The organism is Arthrobacter sp. alpha11c (assembly GCF_054149985.1).
In genome coordinates this window covers 688,291-713,324 of the sequence record NZ_CP196747.1, presented here as the reverse complement: position 1 = coordinate 713,324, position 25,034 = coordinate 688,291, and the positions used below count along the sequence as shown (strand labels likewise).

Below are 25,034 nucleotides of genomic sequence, written 5' to 3'. Positions count from 1 at the left end.
ATATGCGAGACACATCAGATAGTTGGGACCCGCGTGAAGTAACTGTGGTCCAGCTGGGAAAGCAGCGCGAGCGCTCGGACGTCGCCACATTCGTCACCATATATCTGGTGGTCACGTGTGCCGTTCCTTCCAACCTGACCATATCGGCCTTAGGCACCGTAGGGCGGCTGACTACCTTGTGGGCCCTTTTGGCACTCGTATGGTGGGTGCTGTACCAGGTCCACAGGACCAAGCCGGAGGCCATGGGGCGCCGCCCAGTCCGACTCGCCCTGGCCCTCTTTTTGGCTATTGCGGTAGCCAGTTACGCCGTGGCCATGCTCCACGGCCTGCCCGATAAGGAATCCAGTCCTGCAGATGGTGGACTCATTCGTTTGCTTGCCTGGGCGGGGATTCTCCTCCTGATCCACGATGGTCTCAAGAATCGACATGGATTGATTACCATCATGCGCAGTGTCGTCATGATGGGAACGTTCACCGCAGTCCTTGGACTTCTCCAGTTTGTCACCGGAGCATCCCTCATCGACTGGATCACCATTCCAGGCATGTCATCGAGCCCCGACTTCTCCAACATCGACGTCAGGGGCGGATTTGTCCGGGCCGCCGCCATGGCGTCACACCCCCTCGAGTACGGAGTTGTACTTTCGACCTCCTTTCCCATTGCTTTGACCCTGGCACTCACGCAGACCACAAGGAATTGGCTACTGCGGTGGCTGCCAGTCATGGCTATCGCCGTCGCTTCCGTCTTGTCGGTCTCCCGTTCTGCACTGATCGCAGTCGCCATCGCCTTCGTCATCCTCATCCCTGCATGGTCAAAGTCCATGCGGCGTCGGGCCTACCTGGCGTCAGTAGGCCTCGTGGGCGCCATCTACATCGTCACTCCTGGACTGCTTGGCACGCTTCGAGGCCTGTTCACCGTCGGCGGCGACGACACAAGCATTACTTCCAGGACAAATGGGTACTCCACTGCCTTGGGGATGTTGGAGAACAATCCCATCATTGGGCGGGCGTTCGGAACGTTCCTGCCCGAGTACATCATCGTCGACAACCAGTATTTGGGACTGCTTGTGGAACTGGGGGTTCTCGGACTGGCCCTGTTCCTGGCCCTCATCGTCAGTGGGCTCACGTGCGCTTGGCGCGCGCGGCGCTTGGCAGTGGACAACGACATGCGTCAGTTGAGCCAAGCAGTCCTCGCGTCCCTGGCAGCCGTAGCTGTCACCTTTGCGTTCTTCGACGGGCTCTCTTTTCCCATGGCCGCCGCGATGTTGTTCCTCATGCTTGGAGTCGCGGGCGCGTTATGGCGCATCGTGCAGGAAGAGCGAGGAGCTCTTCCCACGGGAAAGCTGAGTGCGCTACCCATCGGAAAGGCACCGGGAGTTGGATTGCTGCGCCCGTATCGAGACGGAGTTGATGATGGTTCGAACAGATGAGGTCTTCCGTGGAGATGAGCCGAGAATCCTCCTCGTCAAGACCAGGGGACGCTCCACAGTCTCGCGGAGCGAACGCCAGCTCCGCGAGTCCTCCGGCGCAGAGCCCCGCAGTCTCCTGTTTGAAGAAACCCTGAACTGCGATGTCCTCGATGAAAACACCATCCAACACGCAGAGGGCCTCCGGGCACATATCTATAAGCGTTTGCCGGCCTTTGTCGCCCAAGCCTTCGAAGCCGCACGGCTCAGCCGCTCCTACGACGTGATTATTACGTGGTCGGAACGGCATTCAGTTGCCGTTGCGGCACTATTCGCCATCCTCCGCATTAGGACTCCGCATTTGGCCATGATGTTCTGGCTTTCAAAACCGGCAGTTCGATGGCCCCTCAGGCTTGTCCGGTCCGGCATTGACAGAATCGTGACATGGAGTTCGATCCAACGGACCGTGGCGATTGAACGGATTGGGTTTAAGCCCGATGACGTAGTGCTCGTTCGCCATCCCGTAGATCTTGAATTCTTCAAACCAGTCGATTCCGAGCGTGAGATCATCTTTTCAGCCGGCTCCACCCAACGGGACTTTCCAACCTTCGCAGACGCAGTCCGGGGATTGGACGCGCCGGTTCATATAGCCGCCTCGCTGGTGGTTGCCCTTGACGGATACAAAATCATCACGCGGGACGTTCGTGATGAACCGGGCTGGCCAGAGAACTGCCAGGTCCGACCACTCACCTCCATTGAGCTGCGCGACGCGTATGCGGCCGCCAAGGTGGTGGTTGTCCCGCTTTTGCCCACCGACATTGACGCAGGCGTGAACGTCATTCTGGAGGGCATGGCTATGGGAAGACCTGTCATTGTCTCTGAAACCCAGGGCCAGGTGGACGTTATCCGTGACGGCGACACCGGAGTATTCGTGCCGACAAGAGATTCCTCGGCCCTCAGGAGTCGCATAGAGTCTCTCCTGGCCGACCCCGAAGCTGCCGAGGAAATGGGGCGTCGTGGTCGCGCCTATGTGGAGCAAAACCACCGTTTGGAAGACTTCATAGACCACGTCAGGAGCAATGTGCTCGAGTTGTCGGCGCGGCCAAGCAGAAGAACCTTTTGGTCCCGGAGGAGCAGCGTGCCGCTAAAGGCCAGGTAGAGCCCGGCCACGGGGCTTCTACTGCCTGCTGCTCTCATCGCGTTCCCAGGAACCGCTCGCCGTCCCCGCAAAGAATGCTCCGTACCGGCCAATAACAGCGAAAGCTGCATATACCAGCGCATCGAATGCACTGAGCGGCCCGCGTACTGAAACGGCTAGCTCCTGCAAAGTCCGCGACGTCGAGGAGGCTGCGCCAGATGACGTCGACAGTGGGCCCCGTGAGGGTCTTTGCTGTTGGTTTCCGCGGTAAGTGCGCCGAAGAATCGCGAGTAACGCCCTCGACGAGCGGGGGGTCCTCACAACGACAGGGTCGGTTGCCAGAACAGCTTTTTCGCCGGGTTGGAACAAACGGTCCACGTAGTAGTCGTCGCCGGTCAGAGCGGGAAATTCTCCGAGCCGCTCATGTCCATCTGCGTTCATCGCATAGGCTCCGGCCCCCCACAGCCCCTGCACGTTTCCAGGAATTCGGTTCCGGGCCCTGTAATAAGCCCTGACCAACACAGAGGCTCCGCTCGTGTCGTAGCGGAAGGCTGGCCGTGCAGCCAGAAGGGGCCCGGCCTCGAGAGCCTTGAAAACGGCGTGGAGGGCCCTGGGGTTGAGCTCTACATCAGCATCAAGATACAGTCGCGGCCACCGTTCGGTGGCACCGTCCGCCGCGTTGAGCGCTGCTGTTTTGGACGCACCCTCGACATGCAGGACCTTGATGCCGTGGTACTGGGAGGCGACAATTTCCGTGTCATCCGTGCAGCCATTGCACGCCACGATGACGTCCACAGTTCCGGCACTTATGACTTCCTTCAAAGAATCCAGTGTCCGGCCAATAACTTTTGATTCATTGTGCGCCGGGATGATGACGGCTCCGGTTGGAAGGCCCTTCGAAAAATCCGGGGATCGCGTGGCATGAGGCAACGTCTGCCATAGCCGTTTCCTCAAAAGGGCCCGCGCTGCTTCCCGGTGGCCAGGTTTGTTGATGCGTGCCAGCTCAGCGGCGCAAACGGCGGCCCGGAAGAGCAGAGCCCTGCTCCGCCCGAGATGTTTGGCTGCATAGCGAACACGATTCACGGACAGCAGCGCCGTCAGCTGAGGCGAGGTACCCGAACCCCCGCCTTCATGCCACATCCTTGCTGTGGGCTCGAACCAGATTGATTTCCCTGCTTCACGGATTCGATGGCAATAATCTGTCTCCTCCGAATACAGGAAGAATTGCTCGTCCCATTCCCCCACGGCCTGGGCTGCCTCGTCGCTTATCAGGAGAGCCGCGCCTGTGGCCCATTCGATGCGATGAGCGTATTGGTAGCCCTCCACGTCGAAGTCCATTTCCGAGAGCCAGGCCGGCCGCCGGCGCAGATGGCTGCCCAGTGCGGCATCGCCCAGGGCCCGCATCACGCTCGGCTCGCGGCGCAGCGAAGGGTAAACACTGCCATCATTTTCCAGCAGGACCGGCACAACCGCCCCAGCGTGGGACAGCCGCATTCTTCGGCGCAATGCTGGCACTGCGCCCGGCTCCACCCGCAGGTCCGGATTCAAGATGAGGTAGGCGTCGGCGGGGCCCGCCACCCGCATCGCCGCGTTGATGCCACCCGCGTAGCCGAGATTTCCCCCCGTCCGCAAAGAGATGACATCCGAATGCTTCGCCAGCTCGGTCATCGTGTCACCGTCAGGAGAATTGTCAGCCACCACTACCTTCATGGTTTGGTCACCCGTCATGGCCCTCAGGCTCGAAATCAGGGGTCCGACGTCGTCGGCGTTGTTGTAGGTAACAACTATGGCTGCCACCTCTGCCCTCGCGTCAGCCGGGAGAAAGGGCTGCGGGGCCTGGTTGCTGATCGGGGCAGGGGCAATTACCGAATCCTCTGGCTTCCGGCCCGCCGGCAGTGCGGCGGGAAGAACGTCTGCAGCGCTGACCTGACGCAACTTCAGGTACGCCTCGGGTCCATCTATCAGGTACCGGCGAGCAAGCCTCCGAGGTTCCAGCATGAGTCGCCAAGCCCACTCAAACCCGTGGGAACTGATCCAGGATGGGGCGCGCCGGATTCGACCAGCCAGGAAATCGACAACAGCACCGAACGCCAGCAGAATCTTGGCTCCCGTGAGGCGACCATACTTGCTGACCCACAATTCCTGGCGGGGCTTGCCCATGCCCACCACCAGGATGTCCGGAGCAGTGGCCGCTATCTGCGCGGCGAGTTCCAAGGAAGCCTGCTCATCACTGATCACGGACCTTTCCGGGGCCCACCAGCCTGCAATCGCCAGATCCGGACGCTCTGTTGCGAACCTGCTGCGGATAAGCTCCTGGGCCTGCTCCGTCCCACCGAGGAATCCCACGCTTAGGCCACGGCGTTCCGCTTCGTCCAGCAGGGGCTCCACAAGATCGCTTCCCGCCAATCGTGGCCAAGGCTGGTCGGTGAGACGACGGGCTTCAGCAACCAGTGGGGCTCCGTCCAACAATGTCAGCCACTCCACCGACGCGTGCTCCGCCATCGCGCCCATCCACCTGCTTCCGGCCCCAAAGTGCAGGATATGGTCCAAGTTCGCGGAACAAACGCCGAGAGGTGACCCGCCAACTGAAGTTGCCCGGTCCATGATTTCCCGCAGGGCGCCATCAAACTCCAAGAGCTTCACGGGAACTCCGCCCAGGCTCACCCACAGACCCTGCCCGGCTGGGGAAACTGTTGGCGGTCGGGAACCATGCCCTGTTGCTTCCCCCGGGCGAAGCCGGGGAGAACTGTGGCGGGTGGCAACCCGGGAGGGCGCAGTCTCTTGGTGCAGCATTCTCGGCTCCAGGCTCGATGATCCAACTCACGGCACAAAAATGTGCCGGCGATCCAAGTCGCTGCACTTCCTGGATCGCCGATGCCGGACGGCGGGTGCCGCCCGAACTTACTTCCTTGAGTTGTCTCCCGGCCCTACTGTTTCGAGGCTGCCGTAGGGCTACTTTAGGACGATTTGCCTGCGTGCACCAGAGCCCGCGTTTGACTCATGGGAAGGTCCGCAGCCGCAGGGTATTGCCTGCCGGCCCCTGCCGGGAGAGGATGCGTAATGTCGACACCGAGGGGACCAACTCTGACCACGTAGAGGACGGACATGGGCAGCGAGATCACAGACTGTTTGGGGGGCTCGGCAACGCATTTTGTTCTGACACGCTTCAATGTCCGCAGCTTTTATCACAAGGCAGAGCCCACGGACGCATGGCTTCGCGAGCGCCTTCAACTCTTTGAAATGTACTGCATCCCGTGCTTCCGGAATCAAACGGAAACCCGGTTTACTTGGCTGGTTTTCCTCGACTCCCTGTCACCCCTGTGGTTGAGGCAGGAAATTGACAAACTGTCCCAAGGCGTCTTTTGCGCCGTTTACGTTGAGGGTGCCTGGTCGCAGGAATTCCTTAGCCGGACAATTGGCCAACTTAGTGCCACGCCCTACGTCATCACCACGCGGGTGGACAACGACGACGCAGTAGCAAACGACTTTATTCAGACAATTCAAAGTTGTTTCACGGAACAGGACAAAACCTTCGTTAATCTCGTGAACGGTGCGCAGTATGCCGGGCGGAAACTTTACGTCCGCCCCTACACGATGAATCCATTTTCGAGCTTGATAGAGCAGGTTACGAACCACAGTCCGGCCACCGTGTTCGTTGAACATCATTACCGGATCGATGCATATGCCCCTGTCCTGAATGTACGGACCGCACACCCGATGTGGTTGCAGGTGATCCACGGCGGTAACGTCCTCAACGAGGTCGTCGGCCTGCGGACGAGTGCCCGACGCATTGCCCCGCACTTTTCTGTGTCCCTCGACGTGGATGATCGACTGTTCAGCCGCAGCGTGGACAGGGTCCTGGGCGCCTGGAAAATTCTCCTGCGCCTGCTCCGAAAGCCATCGCGGCTCAGGGACTTGACCAAGACCCTCGTAGCGCGGAAAGCGGGAACCTTCGTCTCAAAGTGACGTTCCGGAACGCAGGTATGCTTCCAAGCGGGAATGCGACATGGACGGAGTGAAGCCCGCTTCCTTTATTTTCGAAAGGTCCAGCACGCTGCTGCCTGGGCGCGGCGCCGTCCCGGATTTTGCGTATTCGGAAGTGCTGATGGTGGTGATTTTTCCAGGATCCGCACCGCAGAGGCGATAGACGTCCTGTGCAATTTCCGCCCAGGACTGCGGCTCGCCGTCGCTGGTGAGGTTGTACGTTCCGTAAGGTGCCTGTTGGCTGATCAGGTGCCTGATACCTGCGGCAATATCAGAGGCAAATGTCAGCCGCCCCCATTGGTCACCCACCACTGTGGGCGTCACGCCTTTCGCGGCCAGTCCAGCCATGGTACGGACGAAGTTGCGGCCCTCGCCCACTACCCAACTGCTCCGCACAATGTAGTGCCGCGGCACCGCAGCAACGGCAGCGTCTCCGGCGGCTTTGCTTTGCCCGTAGACACCCAGGGGAGCGGGGGCCTCGTCCTCCCGGTGCACGGCGGCCGTACCGTCGAACACATAGTCGCTGGATACATGAACAAGCGTCAGTGAATGTTCGACGGCGGTCCTGGCCAAGCGGGACACTGCGGCTGCGTTGATGCTCCAGGCAGCAGTGCGGCCTTCCGCTGTCTCCGCGGCGTCGACTCCCGTAAAGGCGGCGGCGTTGATGATGGTGGAGTACTTGCGCCAATCGGTGGCGAGATAGGAATTCTCTGCCGAGATATCAAACTGGGCCCGCCCCGCAAAGTCCACCGTTGGGTCGCCGTCGAACTCCTGTCTGAGCGCTTTCCCCAATTGTCCGTCCGCGCCGAGTACCAACGTCCGCCTGGATTGCATGGGCGTGACTGTTGCCAGCCTCGGATGGTTGCGGTCCTGCGGTGAAAGGATGGCCTGCTCCAAGGGTATGGGCCACGGGACAGCGACGTTTTCGTCGCCAACGTTCAGGAACGTATATTCGGCCTGGGCGCCGGCGCTCCAATGGTCGTTGACCAAGTAGGTGTAGGCGGTGTCATCCTCCAGGGTCTGAAAAGCATTGCCCACACCGCGCGGAACGAAGATAGCGTCCTTGGCCGTCAGCTCGGCATGGAACATCGTTCCGAACGTAGGCCCATCCCGCAGGTCCACCCACGCACCAAAGATCCGTCCTGAGGCGAGGGAGATGAACTTGTCCCACGGTTCGGCGTGGATACCCCGCGTGGTCCCGCGTTTGGCATTGAAAGAGATGTTGTTCTGCACAGGCCCAAAATCCGGCAGGCCCAAAGCCATCATCTTGCTACGGTGCCAGTTCTCCTTGAACCATCCTCGGTGGTCTCCGTGGACCGGCAGCTCGAAAAGCACCAGGCCAGGGATCGGCGTACCGCGGGATGTCAATTCAGCCGGTTCCATGGGTTAGTGGCCTTGATCTGCATATTTGGTTTCGGTCGCAGCTTTTTGGGGCCGCCACCAAGCTTCGTTGTCCTGGTACCAGCACACAGTGTCAGCCAAGCCGGCGTCGAAGTCTGCAAACCGGGGGACCCAACCAAGTTCCTTTCGAAGCTTGCTGGAGTCAATCGCGTACCGAAGATCATGACCAGGCCTGTCAGTCACCAGATCATAGGCCTCAGGAGACTGTCCCATCTGCCGAAGCAGCTTCTCCACGACGTCCCGGTTGGACTGCTCACCGTCAGCACCGATCAGATACGTTTCACCAATCCGCCCACGTTCCAGGATTGCCGCCACGGCCGAGGAGTGGTCCTCCACATGGATCCAGTCCCGCACATTGTGGCCGTTGCCGTAGAGGCGGGGACGGTTGCCATCCAGGATGTTGGTGATCTGTCGTGGGATGAATTTCTCCACGTGCTGATAGGGCCCATAGTTGTTCGAGCAGTTGCTGATGGTCGCTTGGAGGCCGAAGGAACGAACCCAGGCCCGAACCAACATGTCTGAACCGGCTTTGGTTGCCGAGTAGGGGCTCGTGGGCCGGTAGACCGACCCCTCGGTGAACCGTTGCGGATCTTCCAGGGCCAAATCCCCATACACCTCATCTGTGGAGATGTGGTGGAAGCGGGTACTGTGCTTCCGCGCCGCTTCAATGAGCGTGAACGTACCTACGAGGTTAGTGTCCACGAACGGCCGGGGATCCTGCAGTGAATTGTCGTTGTGTGATTCAGCCGCAAAATGGACCACGGCGTCAACGGCTGCCGTCAGGCGGTCTACCAGCCGGGCATCGCAGATATCGCCCTGGACGAATTCGAAGCGTTCAGGAGGCAGGCCGGCGAGGGACTCGATGTTTCCGGCATAGGTGAGTTTGTCCAGGGTCGTGACATGGAGGCGTGAGTGCCCCATGATGTAGTGGATAAAGTTGCATCCAATGAATCCGGCCCCGCCGGTGACAAGGATTCTCTGCATGGCCATAGCGTAGCCGCCAATTGGGGCTATGTGCAGCGGGAAGGGACAGCTAATATGCGCGGCATCGTTCTTGCAGGCGGCACGGGCTCCCGGCTTCACCCAATAACGCTTGGAATCAGCAAGCAATTAGTCCCCGTATTCGACAAACCCATGATTTATTACCCGCTTTGCACGCTGATGCTTGCCGGTATTCGGGACATTCTGGTGATTACTACACCCACTGATGCGCCCCAGTTCGAGAACTTACTGGGCGACGGATCCCAATTCGGCATAAACCTCACATATGCACAACAACCCACGCCTGATGGATTGGCCCAGGCATTCATCCTGGGGGAGCAGCACATTGGCAATGGCAAAGTAGCGCTCATCCTGGGGGACAACATCTTCAACGGTCCCGGGATGGGTAACCAATTCCGCAAGTACGCCGACGTTGAAGGCGGCGCGATTTTCGGTTACTGGGTCAAGGATCCTAGTGCTTACGGCGTCGTGGAATTCGATGACGATGGTCTGGCCGTCTCCATCGAAGAAAAGCCCGCGTCCCCAAAGAGCAACTACGCGGTGCCGGGCCTGTACTTCTACGACAATGACGTCGTCGCCATGGCAAAAGACCTCAAACCTTCCCCTCGGGGGGAGCTGGAGATCACGGATATCAACCGGCAATACATGGAGCTCGGAAGGCTCCATGTGCAGAAATTCCCCCGCGGGACCGCCTGGCTGGATACGGGAACCTTCAGTGACCTCAACGATGCGTCAAACTATGTCCGAACCACCGAGAACCGGCAGGGCCTGAAGATCGGAGCGCCGGAGGAGGTGGCGTGGCGAATGGGCTACCTCAACGACGACGAACTCCGCCAACAGGCGTCCAAGCTCGCCAAGAGCGGCTACGGCAGCTACCTGTTGGACATCCTCGACCGCCAGTAAGGACCTCGAGGGCTATACCGCCGAGACGTCCTCCAAAGCGCGCGAAATTTCGGCAGGGAGAACCGTCAACTGGGCATCCAGCAATTCCTTGAGCTGGACGGCGTTCCGGGCTCCCACTATCGCCGTGGCAACGCCGGGACGCGAAAGCAACCAACTCAGCGATACGTCCAGTGGCGATCGCCCCAGACCCCGCGCGGCCATGGCGACGGCCTCCACTACCCGTGATGCCTTCGGTTCAAGGTATGTTTCAACGTACGCAGCAAGCCTGCTCTGCGCAGCACGGGAATCCGCGGGAATCTGGCCCCGGTACTTTCCGCTCAAGACACCACGGCCCAGGGGAGCCCAGGCCATCAGGCCGAGCCCGGCATCCTCGACGGCAGGAATGAGCTCTTCCTCCGCCTTTCGCTGCACCAGGGAATATTCGGATTGGTTGGCTACCAGCGTGAAACCAGCGACTGCCGCCGCTTTCGCTGTCTGCCACCCGTTGTAGTTGGAAATTCCCACGTATCGGGCACGTCCCGACCTCTGCGCGAGCTCCAGTGCTGACAGAGTCTCGTCCAAGGGAACATTCGGGTCCCACTCATGAACGAACCAGATATCGAGGTAATCGGTTCCAAGCCTTGCCAGGCTGGCGTCCAACGCTGACAACAGGGCACCGCGTGATGCGTTGATGTTGCGCCTGGATTCCGACGACGAGACACCGGCTTTGGTAGAAATCACGACTTCGGAGCGAGCCACGACATCACCCAACATGGAGCCCAACATCGCCTCAGCCTGGCCTTGGGCATACGATGCAGCGGTGTCGATCACGGTGCCTCCTGCGTCCACGAAAGCGTGGAGCAATTCGGCAGCGTCCTGCTCATCCGTCTCCTGCGCCCAGGACATTGTTCCGAGGGACAAAGAGGAGACACGGAACCCGCTGTTCCCGACATAACGCTGCTGCATGCTGATAGCTTACGGGGAGTTCCCAGTCTTCATGACGTAGGGTCTATTCACGTGAACTGGATAGAAGCAGCCTTGCTGGGCCTGGTGCAGGGCCTCACCGAATTCCTCCCGATCTCCTCAAGCGCGCACCTGCGGATCGTGGGCTCATTCCTTCCGAATGCAGCCGATCCCGGAGCCGCCTTCACGGCCATCACCCAACTGGGTACGGAGACGGCGGTCATCGTCTATTTCTGGCGCGACATTGTGCGGATCATCGGGGCCTGGTTCAGGTCCCTGGGCGGAAAAGTCCCACGAAACGACCCGGACGCCCGCATGGGATGGCTGGTGATCCTGGGCAGCCTTCCCATCATCATTCTCGGCTTGTTGTTCCAGGACCAGATCGAGTCGGTCCTGCGAAGCATGTGGATAGTTGCCACCATGCTCATTGTCTTCGGCATGATCCTGGCAGTTGCCGACGCCGTTGGCCGCCAGGAACGGGATCTCACACAGCTCAGCTATAAGCACGGCATTCTGTACGGTTTTGCGCAGGCAATGGCGCTTATTCCCGGTGTTTCGCGTTCCGGCGGAACCATCACTGCCGGGTTGCTGATGGGGTACACGCGTGAAGCTGCGGCCCGCTACTCGTTCCTCCTCGCCATTCCGGCGGTTTTCGGCAGCGGCCTCTACCAGCTGTACAAAACGGTTTCCAAGGAGGGCCTGGCCGGTCCCTACGGCCTCCCGGAGACAGCCCTGGCCACAGTCATCGCTTTCGTGGTGGGCTACGTGATCATTGGTTGGTTCCTTAAGTTCGTCTCCACACGCAGTTACAGGCTCTTTGTCTGGTACCGCATCCTTCTCGGCCTGGCCTTGTATGTCCTGCTCGGTTTCAATGTGATCAGCGCCTAGCACTAAGGTTGAGTCGTGAAATCGTGGACTTCCCGCCCTGTTCCTGAGCTGCCCGGCACAATGCCGCAACTACGCCTCTTCGACACCGCCCTTGGCCGTGTCGCGGAGATAGAGCCGCAGCCGGAACAATCGATGTACGTCTGCGGCATTACGCCGTACGACGCCACGCACATGGGCCACGCCGCCAGCTATGTGGCCTTCGACCTCCTCAACAGGGCCTGGCGCGATGCCGGAATCCGGGTGGCCTACGTTCAGAACGTTACGGACATCGATGACCCGCTGCTTGAGCGCGCCACCGCCACCGGCGTGGACTGGCGTGACCTGGCGCAGAGCCAGATTGAACTGTTCCACACTGATATGGACGCCCTCAACGTCCTCGCCCCAAATCATTACATCGGCGCGGTCGAAGCAATCCCGGACATTGTGCCCGCCATCGAGCGCCTTATTGCCGACGGCGTCGCCTACCGCGTACAAGGTACAGACGGCGAACCCGACGGCGATGTCTACTACGACGTCGAAATGGCCGGCAAACGATCCGACGCCACTGATGCATGGACGCTGGGCGACGTTTCAGGACTCGGCGAAGCGGAAATGCTTGCCCTCTTTGCTGAGCGTGGCGGCGATCCGGACAGGGCCGGCAAACGCCAGGCGCTTGATCCCTTGCTCTGGCGGGTAGCACGTGAAGGCGAGCCCAGCTGGCCGGGGGCTACCTTGGGCGACGGCCGTCCCGGGTGGCACATCGAGTGTACGGTTATCGCGCAGAAATACCTGCCCGCCCCTTTCACCGTGCAGGGCGGCGGCTCCGACCTCGTGTTCCCGCACCACGAAATGGGAGCAGGACATGCTTACTCACTGGCGGGCGTCCCACTTGCCCGCCACTATGCCCACGCCGGCATGGTGGGCCTTGATGGCGAAAAGATGAGCAAGTCAAAGGGCAACCTGGTTCTTGTCTCCAAGCTCCGTGCTGCGGGCGAAGAACCAGCAGCCATCCGCCTTGCGATCCTCGCCCACCACTACCGCTCTGATTGGTCCTGGACTGAGGCGGACTTCGGGGCAGCAAAGGATCGGCTCGCCCGGTGGCGCAATGCCCGCGACGCTGCCCCTGCCGGTTCGGCCGGAGCACTCGTCGCCGCCATGCGCCTGGAATTGGCCAACGACCTCAACGCTCCCGGAGCCATTGCCGCCGTCGATCTCTGGGCTGAGGAGGCATTGCGGAACAACGCCCCGGTGTCCGGGATCGACGCCGCACTTATGGGCGATGCCGTCGACGCGTTGCTCGGCGTGGAGCTTTAGGGCCGGTCCTTACCGCGTCGCTTCAAATACCGCTCGAATTCCCGGGCAATGGATTCGCCTGATGCCTCCGGGAGGTCCGCTGTGTCCTTGGCTTCCTCCAACTGGCGCACGTAGGCGGCAATCTCAGGGTCTTCGGTGGCAAGTTCGTCCACTCCGCGTTCCCAAGCCTCGGACTCTTCCGCCAGGGCCTGGCTGTCCAGGGGAACCTGGAGGAGGTCCTCGATCTTGTGAAGGATGGCCAGTTGGGCTTTGGGCGAGGGTGGTTGTGCGACATAGTGGGGGACCGCTGCCCACAGGGAAACTGTTGGCAGCCCTGCCAGCATGGCAAACTCAGCCAGCACACCCACAATGCCCACGGGCCCCTCGTATTGGGAAGCCTCCAGGTTCAAGCGTTCCCGAAGTGAACTGTCTTCCGTGGTGGTGCTTACCGGAATAGGCCTGCTGTGGGGAACGTCGGCCAGCAGCGCACCCACAAGAATCACCGAGTCCACCTTCAGTGCCTCGGCATGGACCAGGAGTTCGGTTGTGTAGGCGCGCCAGCGGTATGAAGGTTCGGTGCCCAAAACAAACACCACGTCCACATTGCTGTCCGGAACTGACGCTTTGTAGATCCGAGTTGAGGGCCATTTGACCTTGCGCGCGCCGGAGGACGTGCGCCGCACGGTGGGCCGGGTGAACTGGAAGTCGTAGTACTCCTCGGCGTCCACTGTGGCAACCTTCTTGCCGTCCCAGAGCTTGTTCAAATAGTGCAGCGCATCGCTGGCGGCCTCACCGGCGTCGTTCCAGCCTTCAAACGCGGCGATCATTACGGTGACGCGCTGGCCCTCCGCGGGTTCCTTAAGGAAACGCTCGGGCTCCGCGGTGATGTCCTGTCCTTCGGGGGTCCCGTCCACACTGTTCATCCACTCACCCTACGTCCAAGTCCCGTGTGGATGCATGGCATTTCGCGCCGAAGCGTGTCCTGTATTCGCCCACAGCGCAAGCCCGTCGGGAAGCGCCCCGGCTTCCACGTAGACTTGAAACCATGCCTTCGTCATCCAGTCAGCCCCTCCTCAAAGCCGTGCTCTGGGATATGGATGGCACTCTTGTGGACACTGAGCCTTACTGGATCGCCGCCGAGCGGGCACTCGTGGAGGCGCATGGTGGGACCTGGTCACACCAGCAGGCCATGCAGTTGGTGGGCCAGTCCCTGCTGCACTCCGCCGCAGTGCTCCAAGCTGCAGGAGTCCGCCTTGAAGCCCGGGAAATCGTGGATACGCTCAGCGCACAGGTGATCATGCACATCCGAAATGAAGTTCCCTGGCGCCCGGGAGCACGCGAGTTGCTGGACGAATTGCACCAGGCAGGCATCCGTTGTGCCCTCGTTACCATGTCCGAGGGTCCGCTGGCCGGCGTTATCGTTGAAAGCCTCCCCAAGCCCTACTTCGAATTCCTGGTCACGGGAGACACCGTCACCAACGGCAAACCGCATCCGGAGGCCTACCTCACGGCCGTTGAACGGCTTCGGCTCGACGACCCGTCACTGACCATCGATCACTGTGTTGCGTTGGAAGATTCCATTCCTGGCGCCACGGCTGCCCTGGCATCGGGCGTACTGACAGTGGGCATCCCGCATCAGGTTCCGTTGCCCGAGTACCCTGGCATGGTCATGTGGGAAACCCTGGTGGGCCGGTCCGCAGCAGACGTCAGCCAGCTGGTTGCCGATCGCTTCGCACCAGGAAACCTGCTTGAAGGGGCAAACTAGGTGAGCAGCTCCTCCACGCCACACCATGCCGTTACCAAAAGGGACGGCATCCCGCTGGGGAAGATCGCCGGAATCTCCGTGTACCTCGCATACTCCTGGTTCGTTATCGCCGGCTTCACCGTCATCGTCTATGGGCCTGCCCTGCTGGTGCGAATGCCCAACCTGGGCATCTGGGCCTACTTTGTTGCCCTCGGCTATGCCTTGCTGCTGGCGCTCTCCGTCCTGGTCCACGAGCTTGCCCATGCGCTCAGCGCCAAAGCGTTCAACTGGCCAACGGAAAAGATTGTCCTGAACCTGTGGGGTGGCCACACCCAATTCGAGAGCTTCACCGCATCCCCGGGACGCTCTGTCATCGTCGCCCTTGCCGGACCGGTGTCGAACTTTGTCCTGGCCGGCGGCATGTGGGCTGTCCTTTCTTCAGGCATCCTCGGTGGCGTCGCGGAAATCCTGGCAAACATCCTGATGTGGGCCAACCTCCTTATTGGCATCTTCAACGTTCTTCCCGGTTTGCCCTTGGATGGCGGCCGCTTGGTGGAGTCGGCGGTATGGAAGGCCACGGGCAGCCAGGACAAGGGAACCATTGCGGCAGGATGGTCAGGCCGCGTCATCGTCGCCGCACTTGTCATTTGGTTCATCGGAGTGCCGTTCCTCACCGGCGCGCCCCTTGACATCAGCCTCATGCTCATCACCGTCCTTGTTTGCGGTTTCCTGTGGATGGGCGCATCGAGCTCAATCAACCATGCAAAACTCCGCAGCCGCCTTTACCTGGTGAGCGCGGCCGGGCTCGCGGAGCCCGCAGTGGGCCTCCCGAACGCGGCTACTGTGGCGGACGTCCTGGTGGTATCACCGGCCGGGAGTCCCGCGGTCGTAATTTGCGGACCTGACGGAAAACCGCAGGGAGTGGTGGATCCGGGCGCGGCCGCCGCGGTTCCTCCCGAGGCCATAGCGACCACGCCGGTCACCGCCGTAGCGCATGCCCTGGCGGCCGGCGCGTACGTCCCGGAATGGTCCAAGGGCCAGGAGCTGATCCAGTATCTGGCGCGGCTGGAGGGTGGCGAATACGCTGTGGTGGACCACAACGGAACCGTGACCGGGTTGCTCCGCCAGCAGGCAGTAGTGACAGCGATAACAGGTAAAGAAGCCCGGGGCAGCGGGCGCGCCTAACGCCCTTGCCGGTAGAGTTACGTGCCGGTCCATAAAACAGACAAAACAAACCATCCTTTTCGGCGCCCATACGGCAGCAACACATGGCGGCGCAGCCGCCCAGGAGCGAGGAACACCACATGAGCAGCGAAACCGCCGCGGCGCAGACAAGCGCAGGCACTGTCACGGGCGCGGACACAGGCATCGACAAGCCAGCCACTGACTCTGCCACGCAACCAACCGGGGCAGCCCGGCGCCGTGGGCCTTTCCGCGTGGGCGAGCGGGTGCAGCTCACCGATGAGCGTGGCCGGATGAACACCATCACGCTTGAGGTGGGGGGAGCTTTTCATACCCACCGCGGGTTCCTGAACCACGACGAAATAATCGGCAAGGTTGATGGTTCGGTAGTCAGCAATAACATCGGGCAGCAGTACCAAACGCTGCGTCCCCTCCTCTCGGACTTCGTCCTGTCCATGCCTCGTGGCGCGGCGGTTGTCTATCCGAAGGATGCCGGCCAGATTGTCACGATGGCAGATATCTTCCCCGGTGCGCGCGTTGTTGAAGCTGGCGTGGGCTCCGGTGCGCTGTCCATTTCCCTGCTCCGTGCAGTAGGCGACGGCGGCTACCTCCATTCCTTTGAGCGCCGGGAAGAATTCGCGGACATCGCCCGGGGAACGTCGAGACGATTTTCGGTGGCCCGCACCCCGCTTGGCAGATCTCCCTGGGTGACTTCCAGGAAGAAGTGGTCCGTGCCGAAGCACCTGGCTCCGTAGACCGGGTAGTGCTGGATATGCTTGCTCCCTGGGAGTGCCTTGACGCTGTGGCAACTGTTCTGGCCCCAGGTGGCGTCTGGATCAATTACGTGGCAACAGTGACGCAGCTTTCCCGCACCGCCGAGGCCATCAGGGCTGATGGACGCTTCACCGAGCCGGATGCCTGGGAATCCATGGTCCGCGGCTGGCACCTTGAAGGACTTGCAGTGCGCCCGGACCACCGCATGGTTGCCCACACTGGATTCCTCCTGGTCACCAGGCGGCTCGCGGACGGCGTCACTGGAATCTCCGTCAAACGGCGCCCATCCAAGACCGAATTCAGCGAGGAAGACCTGAACGCTTGGACTCCGGGAGCAGTAGGGGAGCGTGCCGTATCGGACAAGAAACTCCGGCGCGCCGCACGTGATGCCATCGCCGGAACCAACGTCCAGGACGATCCCTCGGTCACAAACTGAAAAGGTCACAATAGGGTCCGCATTCCGGATGTCACCAGAGCACCCTGAGCTTTTCGGGACTAAGGTCTTGTTAAGCGCAGGAAGGGGCTGATGAATCGTGGATACGTCGAACAACAACGACATTGGACGGCCGACACCGGAGGAAGCTAACGCCGCTGCTGAAGAGGCAGCAAACCGGAGGCTTGCCGCCATCCAACCGCCCGACCCATCCAGTGAATTGACCGTGGCCGAACGCCAGATCAACATCCTTCGGGACAAGCTTCGCCACATCGACCGCCAGCTTGCCGCCGCCACCCAGAACAACAGCAAGCTCGTCAGCATGCTTGAAACGGCGAAGAGCGAGATCCTCCGTTTGAAGGGTGCGTTGGAGCAGGAAGGGCAGCCGCCCTACAGCTTCGGAACAGTGGTACAGATCAACCCCCGCAGGCAGCCGGGCCCGGGAAGTTCCGGCCAGGCGGCCACGGAGGAATCCGTGGACATTTTCAATGCGGGCCGCAAGATGCGTGTTGGCATCAGCCCGCTGGTAAATGTCAACCAGCTCGCCGTTGGCCAGGAAGTCCTCTTGAATGAGGCCCTGCTGGTGGTTGCCGGACTCGGCTACGAACGGGCGGGTGAACTCGTTACGCTCAAGGAGATGCTGGGCAAGGACCGTGCATTGGTAGTTGGCCGGGCCGACGAGGAACGCGTAGTCCGCCTTTCCGGAGCGTTGCAAAGCGTGCACCTGAAGGTAGGAGACGCGCTCTCACTGGATTCGCGCACCGGCTATGCGCTGGAGAAAGTCCCGCGCGCTGAGGTGGAGAACCTTGTCCTGGAAGAAGTCCCGGACATCACCTATCAGGACATCGGCGGCCTTGGTCCCCAGATCGAACAGATCCGCGATGCTGTTGAACTCCCGTTCCTGCATCCTGACCTGTACCGGGAACACGGGCTCAAGGCGCCCAAGGGCATCCTTCTCTACGGTCCGCCAGGTTGCGGCAAGACCCTCATCGCCAAGGCTGTGGCCAATTCCCTGGCAGCCCGTGCCGCTGAGCGCGCAGGCAACACCGACCTCAAGAGCTACTTCCTCAATATCAAGGGTCCTGAGCTCCTGGATAAGTACGTTGGCGAAACCGAACGGCACATCCGGCTGATCTTCTCCCGCGCCAGGGAAAAAGCGTCCGATGGCAGCCCCGTGGTGGTTTTCTTCGATGAAATGGATTCGCTGTTCCGCACCCGTGGCACTGGCGTGTCTTCGGACGTCGAAACCACCATCGTCCCGCAGCTGCTCAGCGAGATTGATGGCGTGGAGCGATTGGACAACGTGATCGTCATTGGTGCCTCAAACCGCGAGGACATGATCGATCCCGCGATCCTCCGGCCGGGCCGCCTTGACGTAAAGGTCAAGATCCAGCGACCCGATGCCGAGGCCGCTGCAGACATCTTTGGCAAGTACATCACCACGGACCTGCCTTTCCATGCACAGGACCTGGCCGAGTACGGCGGGGACGTCCAAGCTACTGTCGACGCCATGATCCAGCGCACCGTGGAGGCAATGTATTCCACCGAGAAGTCGAACGAATACCTTGAAGTCACGTACGCCAACGGTGATACGGAAATGCTGTACTTCAAGGATTTCAACTCAGGCGCCGTGGTTCAGAACGTCGTGGACAGGGCTAGGAGTACGCCATTAAGGACCTGCTGACCAACCATCAGAAGGGTCTGAGGATCGATCACCTGCTGCGTGCAGTGGTGGATGAATTCCGGGAACACGAGGACATGCCGAACACCACAAACCCTGACGACTGGGCAAGAATTTCAGGGAAGAAGGGTGAACGGATCACGTACATCCGTACGATCGTGCAAGGCAAGGCCGGCCAGGAACCTGGCAAGTCGATCGAGACCACAGCCAACACGGGTCAGTACCTGTGACGGCCAGAACCGAGGGTGTGCCCGGGGAAAGGTTGCCTGTGGGTGGCGCCATGCGCGTCATGGGTTCCGAAACCGAGTACGGAATCCATGCGCCATCAGCGCCCGGGGCGAACGCCACCATGATGTCCGCCCGGATCATCCAGGCCTATGCCACGGTCACGCGCCAACGTGCCGCCGGGGGAGCGGAAACCCGTTGGGACTACACGGACGAAGAACCTCTGCACGATGCCCGCGGTTGGACCGTTGACCGGGCGTCCGCCGATCCCAGCCAGTTGACTGACCAACCGCCAGTGCTCGACGCCGAGGCAGTTGCGTTGGCCTATGGCCGCCAGGAACTGGAACTGGATGGCCAGGACGAGTCCGGTTCGCTCCTCATGAACATGGTCCTCGGGAACGGCGCGCGCCTTTACGTGGACCATGCACACCCGGAATACTCAAGCCCTGAAGTCACCAACCCACGGGATGCGGTGGCTTGGGATGCCGCCGGCGATCTCGTCGCACTTGCCACGGTGAGGAAAGTTGCGGCAGACACCAGCCTTCCGCCGATCAATCTCTACAAGAACAACACTGACAACAAATCGGTGTCCTATGGCTCGCACGAGAACTACCTCATGCCCCGTTCAGTTCCCTTTGGCGACATCATCCGGGGGCTCACACCATTCTTCGTGTCCAGGCAGGTGATTTGTGGTGCCGGGCGTGTGGGGATCGGACAGGACAGTTCCACTGCCGGCTACCAGATCAGCCAACGGGCAGACTTCTTCGAGGCTGAGGTCGGCCTTGAGACCACTATCCGCCGCCCCATCATCAACACCCGGGACGAGCCCCATGCCACCGCGGATAAGTATCGGCGGCTTCACGTCATTATCGGCGATGCGAACCTCAGCCAGGTTTCGAACTATCTGAAGTTCGGCACCACGGCCATGGTTCTCAGCCTCATTGAAGCTGGCCAGGCGCCCCGCATCGAAGTCCATGAACCCGTTCAGGCGCTGCAGGCCATCAGTCATGACACAACCCTGGCCACTACCGTAAGACTGCTGGACGGACGAAGGGTGACCGCCCTGGACATCCAGTGGATGTACTACGAAGCCGCCGCAAAGCTGGCGCAAGAGACCGGAGTTGCCGATTCCGTCACTGGCGACGGGCACACGCATGGCGTCCTTGAGCGCTGGGAATCCACCCTGTCAGTGCTGGGCAGCGACCCCGCTGCTGCTGCGTCATCCGTGGAGTGGGTAGCCAAGAAATCCCTCCTTGAGGGGTACCGGAACCGGGACGGCCTTGGTTGGGACGATGCCAGGCTCGGGTTGGTCGATCTCCAATGGTCCGATATCCGGCCGGAAAAGGGTCTTTACTACAGGATGCTGTCCAGGGACAGGATGATCCGGATCGTCGACGACGCCGACATCGCCAGGGCGGTGGGTGAACCGCCGTCGGATACGCGCGCGTATTTCCGCGGACGGTGCGTTTCCAGCTTCGGCAAAGACGTTGTGGGCGCCAGTTGGGACTCGGTCATCTTCGATGTTCCGGGACTTGGGAAACTGCAGCGCGTCCCCACCCGCGAACCGCTTCGGGGAACCCGCGCGCTCACAGGAGCGCTCTTTGACCGGCATCAGGAGGCAGGCTCGTTCCTGGCCGAATTGCTGGGCCAAAAACCGCCGCCGCCCAAGGACTGAGGCGTTCAGGCACGGGGAAAAATGGTGCCCCGGCAAAGCCGGGCGCAGCAGCCCACGGCGTGGCAATATGGCAGTAGGAAGTCCCCACAAACGGGGGCTGACAGTAGGGAGAATGAAATGGCAGCTCAGGAACAGCAGCAACCGCAGTCACGGGACACCGAGACTGAAGTAGACGTCCCGGAGGCCCCACCGGCAGCACCCGAAGCCCAGGCCTCGGACGCGACACAGGGTGTGGACGATCTCCTTGACGAAATCGATGGCGTCCTGGAATCCAACGCTGAAGAGTTCGTCAGGGCCTTCGTCCAAAAGGGCGGCCAGTAAGCGGACCCGGACAACCTATGTACTGCCCGGCCGGCGCGAGGCCGCCGGGCATCGGAATGCAGAGTCGAAGGAGTGCAGCAATGCAGGACCCATCAACCGGCCCCCTGGCCACCCAGGCAACGTCTTCATTCACGGAGCACCTTCAACGCTCGCGTCCCGAACTCCTTCCCTTCAACCAAACGTTGCCTGCCGGCACCGTACCGTCCTCGCCGCATGCGACCACCATCGTCGCCTTGACGTATGCCGGCGGCGTGCTGATGGCGGGGGACCGGCGGGCAACCATGGGAAACGTGATCGCCAGCCGGCACATTGAGAAGGTCTTTCCCGCGGACCAGTATTCAGTTCTGGGCATTGCCGGTACCGCCGGCCTGGCGATCGATATTACGCGGCTCTTCCAGGTGGAACTGGAGCACTACGAGAAGATTGAGGGCACGCTCCTTAGCCTGGTGGGCAAGGCGAACCGTTTGGGTGCGATGATCCGCGGCAACCTGCCCATGGCAATGCAGGGAATGGCGGTGATTCCCTTGTTTGCCGGTTTCGACCACGTATCGGGCACCGGGCGGCTTTTCTCCTACGACGTAACGGGTGGGCGCTACGAAGAACAGGAACACCACTCAGTGGGTTCCGGTTCTGTTTTTGCACGCGGGGCCCTGAAAAAACTCTGGAAGCCGAACCTTTCGGAAGAACAAGCTGTGGCCGTCGCGGTTGAGGCCCTCTATGACGCCGCGGACGACGACTCCGCAACGGGCGGCCCGGACCCCGTCCGCCAGCTGTGGCCAGTGGTTTACACGGTCGACCGTGCCGGTAATCGCCGGGTACCTGAACGGGACCTGGCGGCGATAGCCGGTGCCATCGTCGAATCCCGTGCCATCGCCGGACGGGAGGCCTGACATGACGCAGCAGTTCTATGTCTCGCCCGAACAGCTGATGAAGGATCGTGCGGACTTCGCACGGAAGGGCATTGCCCGCGGACGTTCCGTAGTGGTGATCAGTTGCGCTGATGGCATCGCGCTGATTGCTGAGAACCCGTCACCTTCGCTGCACAAAATCGGCGAGATCTACGACAAAATCGCCTTCGCGGCGGTGGGCAAGTACAACGAGTTCGAAAGCCTGAGGCAGGCCGGGGTACGGTACGCGGACGTCCGCGGCTACTCCTACGATCGCGAAGACGTGACCGCCCGGGGACTGGCCAGCGTCTACGCGCAGAGCCTCGGCGCCGTGTTCACCGCCGAACAAAAGCCCTTTGAAGTGGAACTGGCCGTGGCTGAAGTCGCCCCGACGCAGGAGCAGGACCACCTGTACCGGCTCACCTTTGATGGTTCGATTGCCGATGAGAACGGCTTCGTCGTGATGGGCGGACTTGCCGATCAGATTTCCGACGTCGTCAGCGGGGCTTGGGAGCCTGAGCTTGGTTTTGCCGGGGCCATGAGATTGGCTTTGCGCGCATTGGCGACAGACAAGGAAGCCGATGCCCTCCCGGCGACCGCCGTCGAAGCGGCAGTCCTGGACCGCGCTTCGGAGAGTCACAGGGGTTCCCGCCGGGCTTTCCGGCGTCTGCTTCCCGAGGACATGACACAGTTGCTCACAGAGGAGGCTTGAGATGGACAAGCGCATATTCGGCATCGAGACGGAGTTTGGGATTTCCTATTCAAGCCCCGACTCACGTCCTTTGGCCCCCGAAGAAGTGGCCCGCTATTTGTTCCGCAAGGTGGTGAGCTGGGGCAGGTCTTCCAATGTCTTCCTGACCAACGGTTCACGCTTGTACCTGGACGTTGGTTCGCACCCTGAATACGCCACCGCAGAATGTGACGACCTCGCGCAACTCATCGCCCACGACCGCGCCGGCGAGCTCATCCTGGACGACCTCGTTGATGAGGCCCAGGCCCGGCTCGCCGCGGAGGGTTTCAACGGCACGGTGTACCTCTTCAAGAACAACACCGACTCCGCTGGCAACTCCTACGGCAGCCACGAAAATTACCTCATACCCCGCCGGGGTGAGTTCTCCAGGCTGGCCGAGATCCTCATCCCGTTCCTGGTGACCCGTCAGCTCATCGCGGGAGCGGGCAAGGTGCTGAAGACACCCCATGGTGCAACTTTCGCCTTTTCACAGCGGGCGGACCACATCTGGGAAGGCGTGTCCTCTGCCACCACCAGGTCACGCCCCATTATCAACACCCGTGACGAGCCGCATGCCGATGCCGAGTTCTACCGGCGGCTCCATGTGATCGTGGGTGATTCCAACATGTCCGAAACATCCGCACTCCTCAAGGTGGGCACGGTGGACCTGATCCTGCGCATGATCGAGGCAGGGGTGATCATGCGGGACATGCGAATGGAAAACCCCATCCGGAGCATCCGGGAAATTTCGCACGACCTCACGGGCAGCGCCTTGGTCCGTTTGGCAAACGGCAGGCAACTTTCGGCGCTCGATATCCAGCGGGAGTACCTGGCAAAGGTCACAGAGTTCGTGGCCGCGAACGGCGCACACAATGCCCATGTGCCGCTTATTCTCGATCTGTGGGAGCGGACCCTGGACGCCATTGAAAGCGGCGATACCAGCACTATCGATACCGAGGTGGACTGGGCCATCAAGAAGAAGCTGATGGACAATTACATGCGTCGGCACGACCTCAGCCTGGACTCGCCACGCATTGCTCAACTGGATCTCACCTACCACGACATTTCACGCCAGCGCGGCCTCTTCTTCCTGCTGCAATCACGGGATGCCGCACGGCGTTTGGTCCCCGAAACCGAAGTGAAGGACGCTGTTGACACTCCTCCCCAGACAACCAGGGCCAAGCTGCGGGGAGACTTTGTCCGGAGGGCGCAGGAACTTGGACGCGATTACACGGTGGACTGGGTGCACTTGAAGCTCAACGACCGCGCACACCAGACGATCCTGTGCAAGGACCCCTTCCGCAGCGTCGACGACCGCGTTGATGCGCTCCTGGACTCCATGGGCTAACAGCTTTTCTGAGCGGACTCCCAGCTTCACCGGCTATTCTGGACTGTGGCCTCTTTCCAAGAGGCCATTGGCTTGGATCTGCCATGCGCCTTTCCGAGTGTCCCTTGCCCCGACGAAAGTGTCTTTTTTGTGCGCCGACTCCTAGCAATTCTTCTTCCTGCCCTGCTGCTCATCACTGCGTGTGGGGGAGGGGGTACGCCAGCCGCCGAGCCCACCAGCCAGTCATCCGGCGATGTCTCCAAACTCGATTCCGTGAAGGTGACAGATAACGGAGATGACAAAGCCCCTGGTCTGGACTTCACCAAGCCGCTTACCGTCGCTGAACCAACCATCAAGGTAGTCAGTGAAGGCAACGGCGAGCGTATCAAAGCCGGCCAGGTTGCCGAGCTCGCATACATCGCCGTGGATGGCAATGACGGCAAGACCGTTGAAGACGTCTACAAGAACGGCCCCCAGCCCATTGAGCTGAATGACGAGCTCAAGAAGGGCAATGAGCTGATCTACAACGCCATTGTTGGCGCCAAGATCGGTTCCCACATCGCGTTCGCCGCGCCGGGTTCGGCAGCTACGGGCGCCGCAGCCGGCTCTACGCAGTTGGTGGTTTTCAAGCTGCTTTCCGCTAAGGAAGCAGCTCCGGTCCTGTCGAAGCCGGAAGGCGAGACCGTCACTCCTCCGGCTGGGCTCCCCACCGTGAAGGAAGATGACAAGGGCATCCCGCAGATCTCCGTTGACGGCGCAGCCGCTCCGAAGGAACTCATCGCACAGGACCTCATCAAGGGCTCCGGCGCTGCTGTTAAGGCCACTGACACCCTCACGGTGAACTACGTAGGCGTCAATCTTGTGGGCGGCCAGAAGTTCGACTCGAGCTTTGACCGGGGCCAGACAGCAAGCTTCGCGCTTTCCGGTGTCATCAAGGGCTGGACCCAAGGCCTGGAAGGCAAGACGGTTGGCTCCCGCGTTCTTCTGGTCATCCCGCAGGACCTTGCCTACGGCGCGGCTGGACAGGGTGAAGCCAAGGGCGATCTCGTATTCGTCGTTGACATCCTCGGCGTCAAGTAGGCAGCTACCTGATCCGGGACTGGCTAAGCTGGTTCCTGGCAC

19 protein-coding genes and 2 pseudogenes are annotated in these 25,034 nt (G+C 61.0%); 16 read left to right on the top strand and 5 right to left on the bottom strand.

Features of this window, described 5'->3' with window-relative positions:
- Positions 1–2: 2 nt before the first annotated feature.
- Together ACTAQJ_RS03305 and ACTAQJ_RS03300 are read left to right on the top strand one after the other, a co-directional pair.
- Positions 3–1,427 carry an O-antigen ligase family protein gene (locus tag ACTAQJ_RS03305; protein ID WP_498700664.1) on the top strand — a complete coding sequence of 475 codons (1,425 nt, stop codon included), beginning with the start codon at positions 3–5 and terminating at the stop codon, positions 1,425–1,427.
- Positions 1,408–2,562: a glycosyltransferase family 4 protein gene (locus ACTAQJ_RS03300; RefSeq protein ID WP_498700663.1), complete on the top strand. Its 1,155-nt coding sequence runs from the start codon at positions 1,408–1,410 to the stop codon at positions 2,560–2,562. Before ACTAQJ_RS03305 ends, ACTAQJ_RS03300 begins: the two co-directional genes overlap by 20 nt.
- Positions 2,563–2,580: 18 nt before the next feature.
- On the opposite strand, the gene ACTAQJ_RS03295 is transcribed toward ACTAQJ_RS03300, so the two are convergent.
- The gene (locus tag ACTAQJ_RS03295; RefSeq protein WP_498700661.1) at positions 2,581–5,205 is read right to left on the bottom strand and encodes a WecB/TagA/CpsF family glycosyltransferase; all 2,625 of its coding nucleotides are present in this window, start codon (positions 5,203–5,205) and stop codon (positions 2,581–2,583) included.
- 441 nt (positions 5,206–5,646) lie between these two features.
- On the opposite strand from ACTAQJ_RS03295, the gene ACTAQJ_RS03290 reads away from it, so the two are divergent.
- The gene (locus ACTAQJ_RS03290) at positions 5,647–6,507 is read left to right on the top strand and encodes a glycosyltransferase (protein WP_498700657.1); all 861 of its coding nucleotides are present in this window, start codon (positions 5,647–5,649) and stop codon (positions 6,505–6,507) included.
- Here ACTAQJ_RS03290 and ACTAQJ_RS03285 read toward each other — a convergent pair.
- Both ACTAQJ_RS03285 and rfbB read right to left on the bottom strand, forming a co-directional pair.
- Positions 6,499–7,908 carry a sugar nucleotide-binding protein gene (locus ACTAQJ_RS03285; RefSeq protein ID WP_498700655.1) on the bottom strand — a complete coding sequence of 470 codons (1,410 nt, stop codon included), beginning with the start codon at positions 7,906–7,908 and terminating at the stop codon, positions 6,499–6,501. The two genes, ACTAQJ_RS03290 and ACTAQJ_RS03285, sit on opposite strands and share 9 nt — an antisense overlap.
- A 3-nt stretch (positions 7,909–7,911) precedes the next feature.
- Positions 7,912–8,910 (bottom strand): dTDP-glucose 4,6-dehydratase, encoded by a 999-nt coding sequence (rfbB, locus tag ACTAQJ_RS03280; RefSeq protein ID WP_431115276.1) that lies wholly within the window; start codon positions 8,908–8,910, stop codon positions 7,912–7,914.
- Between the two features lie 54 nt (positions 8,911–8,964).
- Between rfbB and rfbA the strand changes: the two genes are divergently transcribed.
- A complete protein-coding gene (rfbA, locus tag ACTAQJ_RS03275) occupies positions 8,965–9,831 on the top strand; it encodes a glucose-1-phosphate thymidylyltransferase RfbA (protein WP_431115277.1) in 867 nt (288 codons plus the stop codon).
- 12 nt (positions 9,832–9,843) lie between these two features.
- Here rfbA and ACTAQJ_RS03270 read toward each other — a convergent pair whose 3' ends face one another.
- Complete coding sequence (locus ACTAQJ_RS03270; protein WP_498700651.1) at positions 9,844–10,776, bottom strand: aldo/keto reductase; 933 nt, start codon at positions 10,774–10,776, stop codon at positions 9,844–9,846.
- Between the two features lie 51 nt (positions 10,777–10,827).
- Between ACTAQJ_RS03270 and ACTAQJ_RS03265 the strand changes: the two genes are divergently transcribed.
- Both ACTAQJ_RS03265 and mshC read left to right on the top strand, forming a co-directional pair.
- Positions 10,828–11,661 (top strand): undecaprenyl-diphosphate phosphatase, encoded by an 834-nt coding sequence (locus ACTAQJ_RS03265; protein WP_431115279.1) that lies wholly within the window; start codon positions 10,828–10,830, stop codon positions 11,659–11,661.
- A gap of 15 nt (positions 11,662–11,676) precedes the next feature.
- Positions 11,677–12,954 (top strand): cysteine--1-D-myo-inosityl 2-amino-2-deoxy-alpha-D-glucopyranoside ligase, encoded by a 1,278-nt coding sequence (gene mshC, locus ACTAQJ_RS03260; protein ID WP_498700648.1) that lies wholly within the window; start codon positions 11,677–11,679, stop codon positions 12,952–12,954.
- Here the strand turns inward: mshC and ACTAQJ_RS03255 are convergent.
- Entirely contained in the window at positions 12,951–13,856 is a 906-nt protein-coding gene (locus tag ACTAQJ_RS03255) for a PAC2 family protein (RefSeq protein WP_431115281.1), read from the bottom strand. The two genes, mshC and ACTAQJ_RS03255, sit on opposite strands and share 4 nt — an antisense overlap.
- Positions 13,857–13,978: 122 nt before the next feature.
- On the opposite strand from ACTAQJ_RS03255, the gene ACTAQJ_RS03250 reads away from it, so the two are divergent.
- The 10 genes and pseudogenes from ACTAQJ_RS03250 to ACTAQJ_RS03205 all read left to right on the top strand — a co-directional run bounded on the left by ACTAQJ_RS03250 (position 13,979) and on the right by ACTAQJ_RS03205 (position 24,992).
- The gene (locus ACTAQJ_RS03250) at positions 13,979–14,698 is read left to right on the top strand and encodes an HAD family hydrolase (protein ID WP_498700644.1); all 720 of its coding nucleotides are present in this window, start codon (positions 13,979–13,981) and stop codon (positions 14,696–14,698) included.
- Positions 14,699–15,862: a site-2 protease family protein gene (locus tag ACTAQJ_RS03245; protein WP_431115283.1), complete on the top strand. Its 1,164-nt coding sequence runs from the start codon at positions 14,699–14,701 to the stop codon at positions 15,860–15,862. It abuts the gene before it with no gap.
- Between the two features lie 119 nt (positions 15,863–15,981).
- Positions 15,982–17,069, top strand: a pseudogene (locus tag ACTAQJ_RS03240) (tRNA (adenine-N1)-methyltransferase).
- Positions 17,070–17,166: 97 nt separating this feature from the next.
- Positions 17,167–18,977: pseudogene (arc, locus tag ACTAQJ_RS03235) on the top strand (proteasome ATPase).
- A 50-nt stretch (positions 18,978–19,027) separates the two neighbouring features.
- Complete coding sequence (dop, locus tag ACTAQJ_RS03230; RefSeq protein WP_498702145.1) at positions 19,028–20,647, top strand: depupylase/deamidase Dop; 1,620 nt, start codon at positions 19,028–19,030, stop codon at positions 20,645–20,647.
- 117 nt (positions 20,648–20,764) lie between these two features.
- Entirely contained in the window at positions 20,765–20,968 is a 204-nt protein-coding gene (locus ACTAQJ_RS03225; protein WP_216925702.1) for a ubiquitin-like protein Pup, read from the top strand.
- Between the two features lie 80 nt (positions 20,969–21,048).
- On the top strand, positions 21,049–21,858 hold the full coding sequence (gene prcB / locus ACTAQJ_RS03220; RefSeq protein WP_431115287.1) for a proteasome subunit beta: 810 nt from the start codon (positions 21,049–21,051) through the stop codon (positions 21,856–21,858).
- A gap of 1 nt (position 21,859) precedes the next feature.
- Complete coding sequence (gene prcA / locus ACTAQJ_RS03215) at positions 21,860–22,567, top strand: proteasome subunit alpha (RefSeq protein ID WP_431115289.1); 708 nt, start codon at positions 21,860–21,862, stop codon at positions 22,565–22,567.
- A gap of 1 nt (position 22,568) precedes the next feature.
- Positions 22,569–23,933, top strand: a complete 1,365-nt coding sequence (pafA, locus tag ACTAQJ_RS03210) for a Pup--protein ligase (protein ID WP_477515676.1) — start codon at positions 22,569–22,571, stop codon at positions 23,931–23,933.
- Between the two features lie 129 nt (positions 23,934–24,062).
- Positions 24,063–24,992, top strand: coding sequence for an FKBP-type peptidyl-prolyl cis-trans isomerase (locus ACTAQJ_RS03205; RefSeq protein WP_216925698.1), 930 nt, complete (start codon positions 24,063–24,065; stop codon positions 24,990–24,992).
- The last annotated feature ends 42 nt before the right edge of the window (positions 24,993–25,034 follow it).

Bases quoted from the DNA above. Each gene is read 5' to 3' on its own strand.
- rfbB (WP_431115276.1), bottom strand. From the start codon at position 8,910: ATGCAGAGAATCCTTGTCACCGGCGGGGCCGGATTCATTGGATGCAAC.
- ACTAQJ_RS03305 (WP_498700664.1), top strand. From the start codon at position 3: ATGCGAGACACATCAGATAGTTGGGACCCGCGTGAAGTAACTGTGGTC.
- pafA (WP_477515676.1), top strand. From the start codon at position 22,569: ATGGACAAGCGCATATTCGGCATCGAGACGGAGTTTGGGATTTCCTAT.
- prcB (WP_431115287.1), top strand. From the start codon at position 21,049: ATGCAGGACCCATCAACCGGCCCCCTGGCCACCCAGGCAACGTCTTCA.
- ACTAQJ_RS03225 (WP_216925702.1), top strand. From the start codon at position 20,765: ATGGCAGCTCAGGAACAGCAGCAACCGCAGTCACGGGACACCGAGACT.
- ACTAQJ_RS03300 (WP_498700663.1), top strand. From the start codon at position 1,408: ATGATGGTTCGAACAGATGAGGTCTTCCGTGGAGATGAGCCGAGAATC.
- ACTAQJ_RS03255 (WP_431115281.1), bottom strand. From the start codon at position 13,856: ATGAACAGTGTGGACGGGACCCCCGAAGGACAGGACATCACCGCGGAG.
- dop (WP_498702145.1), top strand. From the start codon at position 19,028: ATGCGCGTCATGGGTTCCGAAACCGAGTACGGAATCCATGCGCCATCA.
- ACTAQJ_RS03285 (WP_498700655.1), bottom strand. From the start codon at position 7,908: ATGGAACCGGCTGAATTGACATCCCGCGGTACGCCGATCCCTGGCCTG.
- ACTAQJ_RS03270 (WP_498700651.1), bottom strand. From the start codon at position 10,776: ATGCAGCAGCGTTATGTCGGGAACAGCGGGTTCCGTGTCTCCTCTTTG.
- ACTAQJ_RS03250 (WP_498700644.1), top strand. From the start codon at position 13,979: ATGCCTTCGTCATCCAGTCAGCCCCTCCTCAAAGCCGTGCTCTGGGAT.
- prcA (WP_431115289.1), top strand. From the start codon at position 21,860: ATGACGCAGCAGTTCTATGTCTCGCCCGAACAGCTGATGAAGGATCGT.
- rfbA (WP_431115277.1), top strand. From the start codon at position 8,965: ATGCGCGGCATCGTTCTTGCAGGCGGCACGGGCTCCCGGCTTCACCCA.
- ACTAQJ_RS03290 (WP_498700657.1), top strand. From the start codon at position 5,647: ATGGGCAGCGAGATCACAGACTGTTTGGGGGGCTCGGCAACGCATTTT.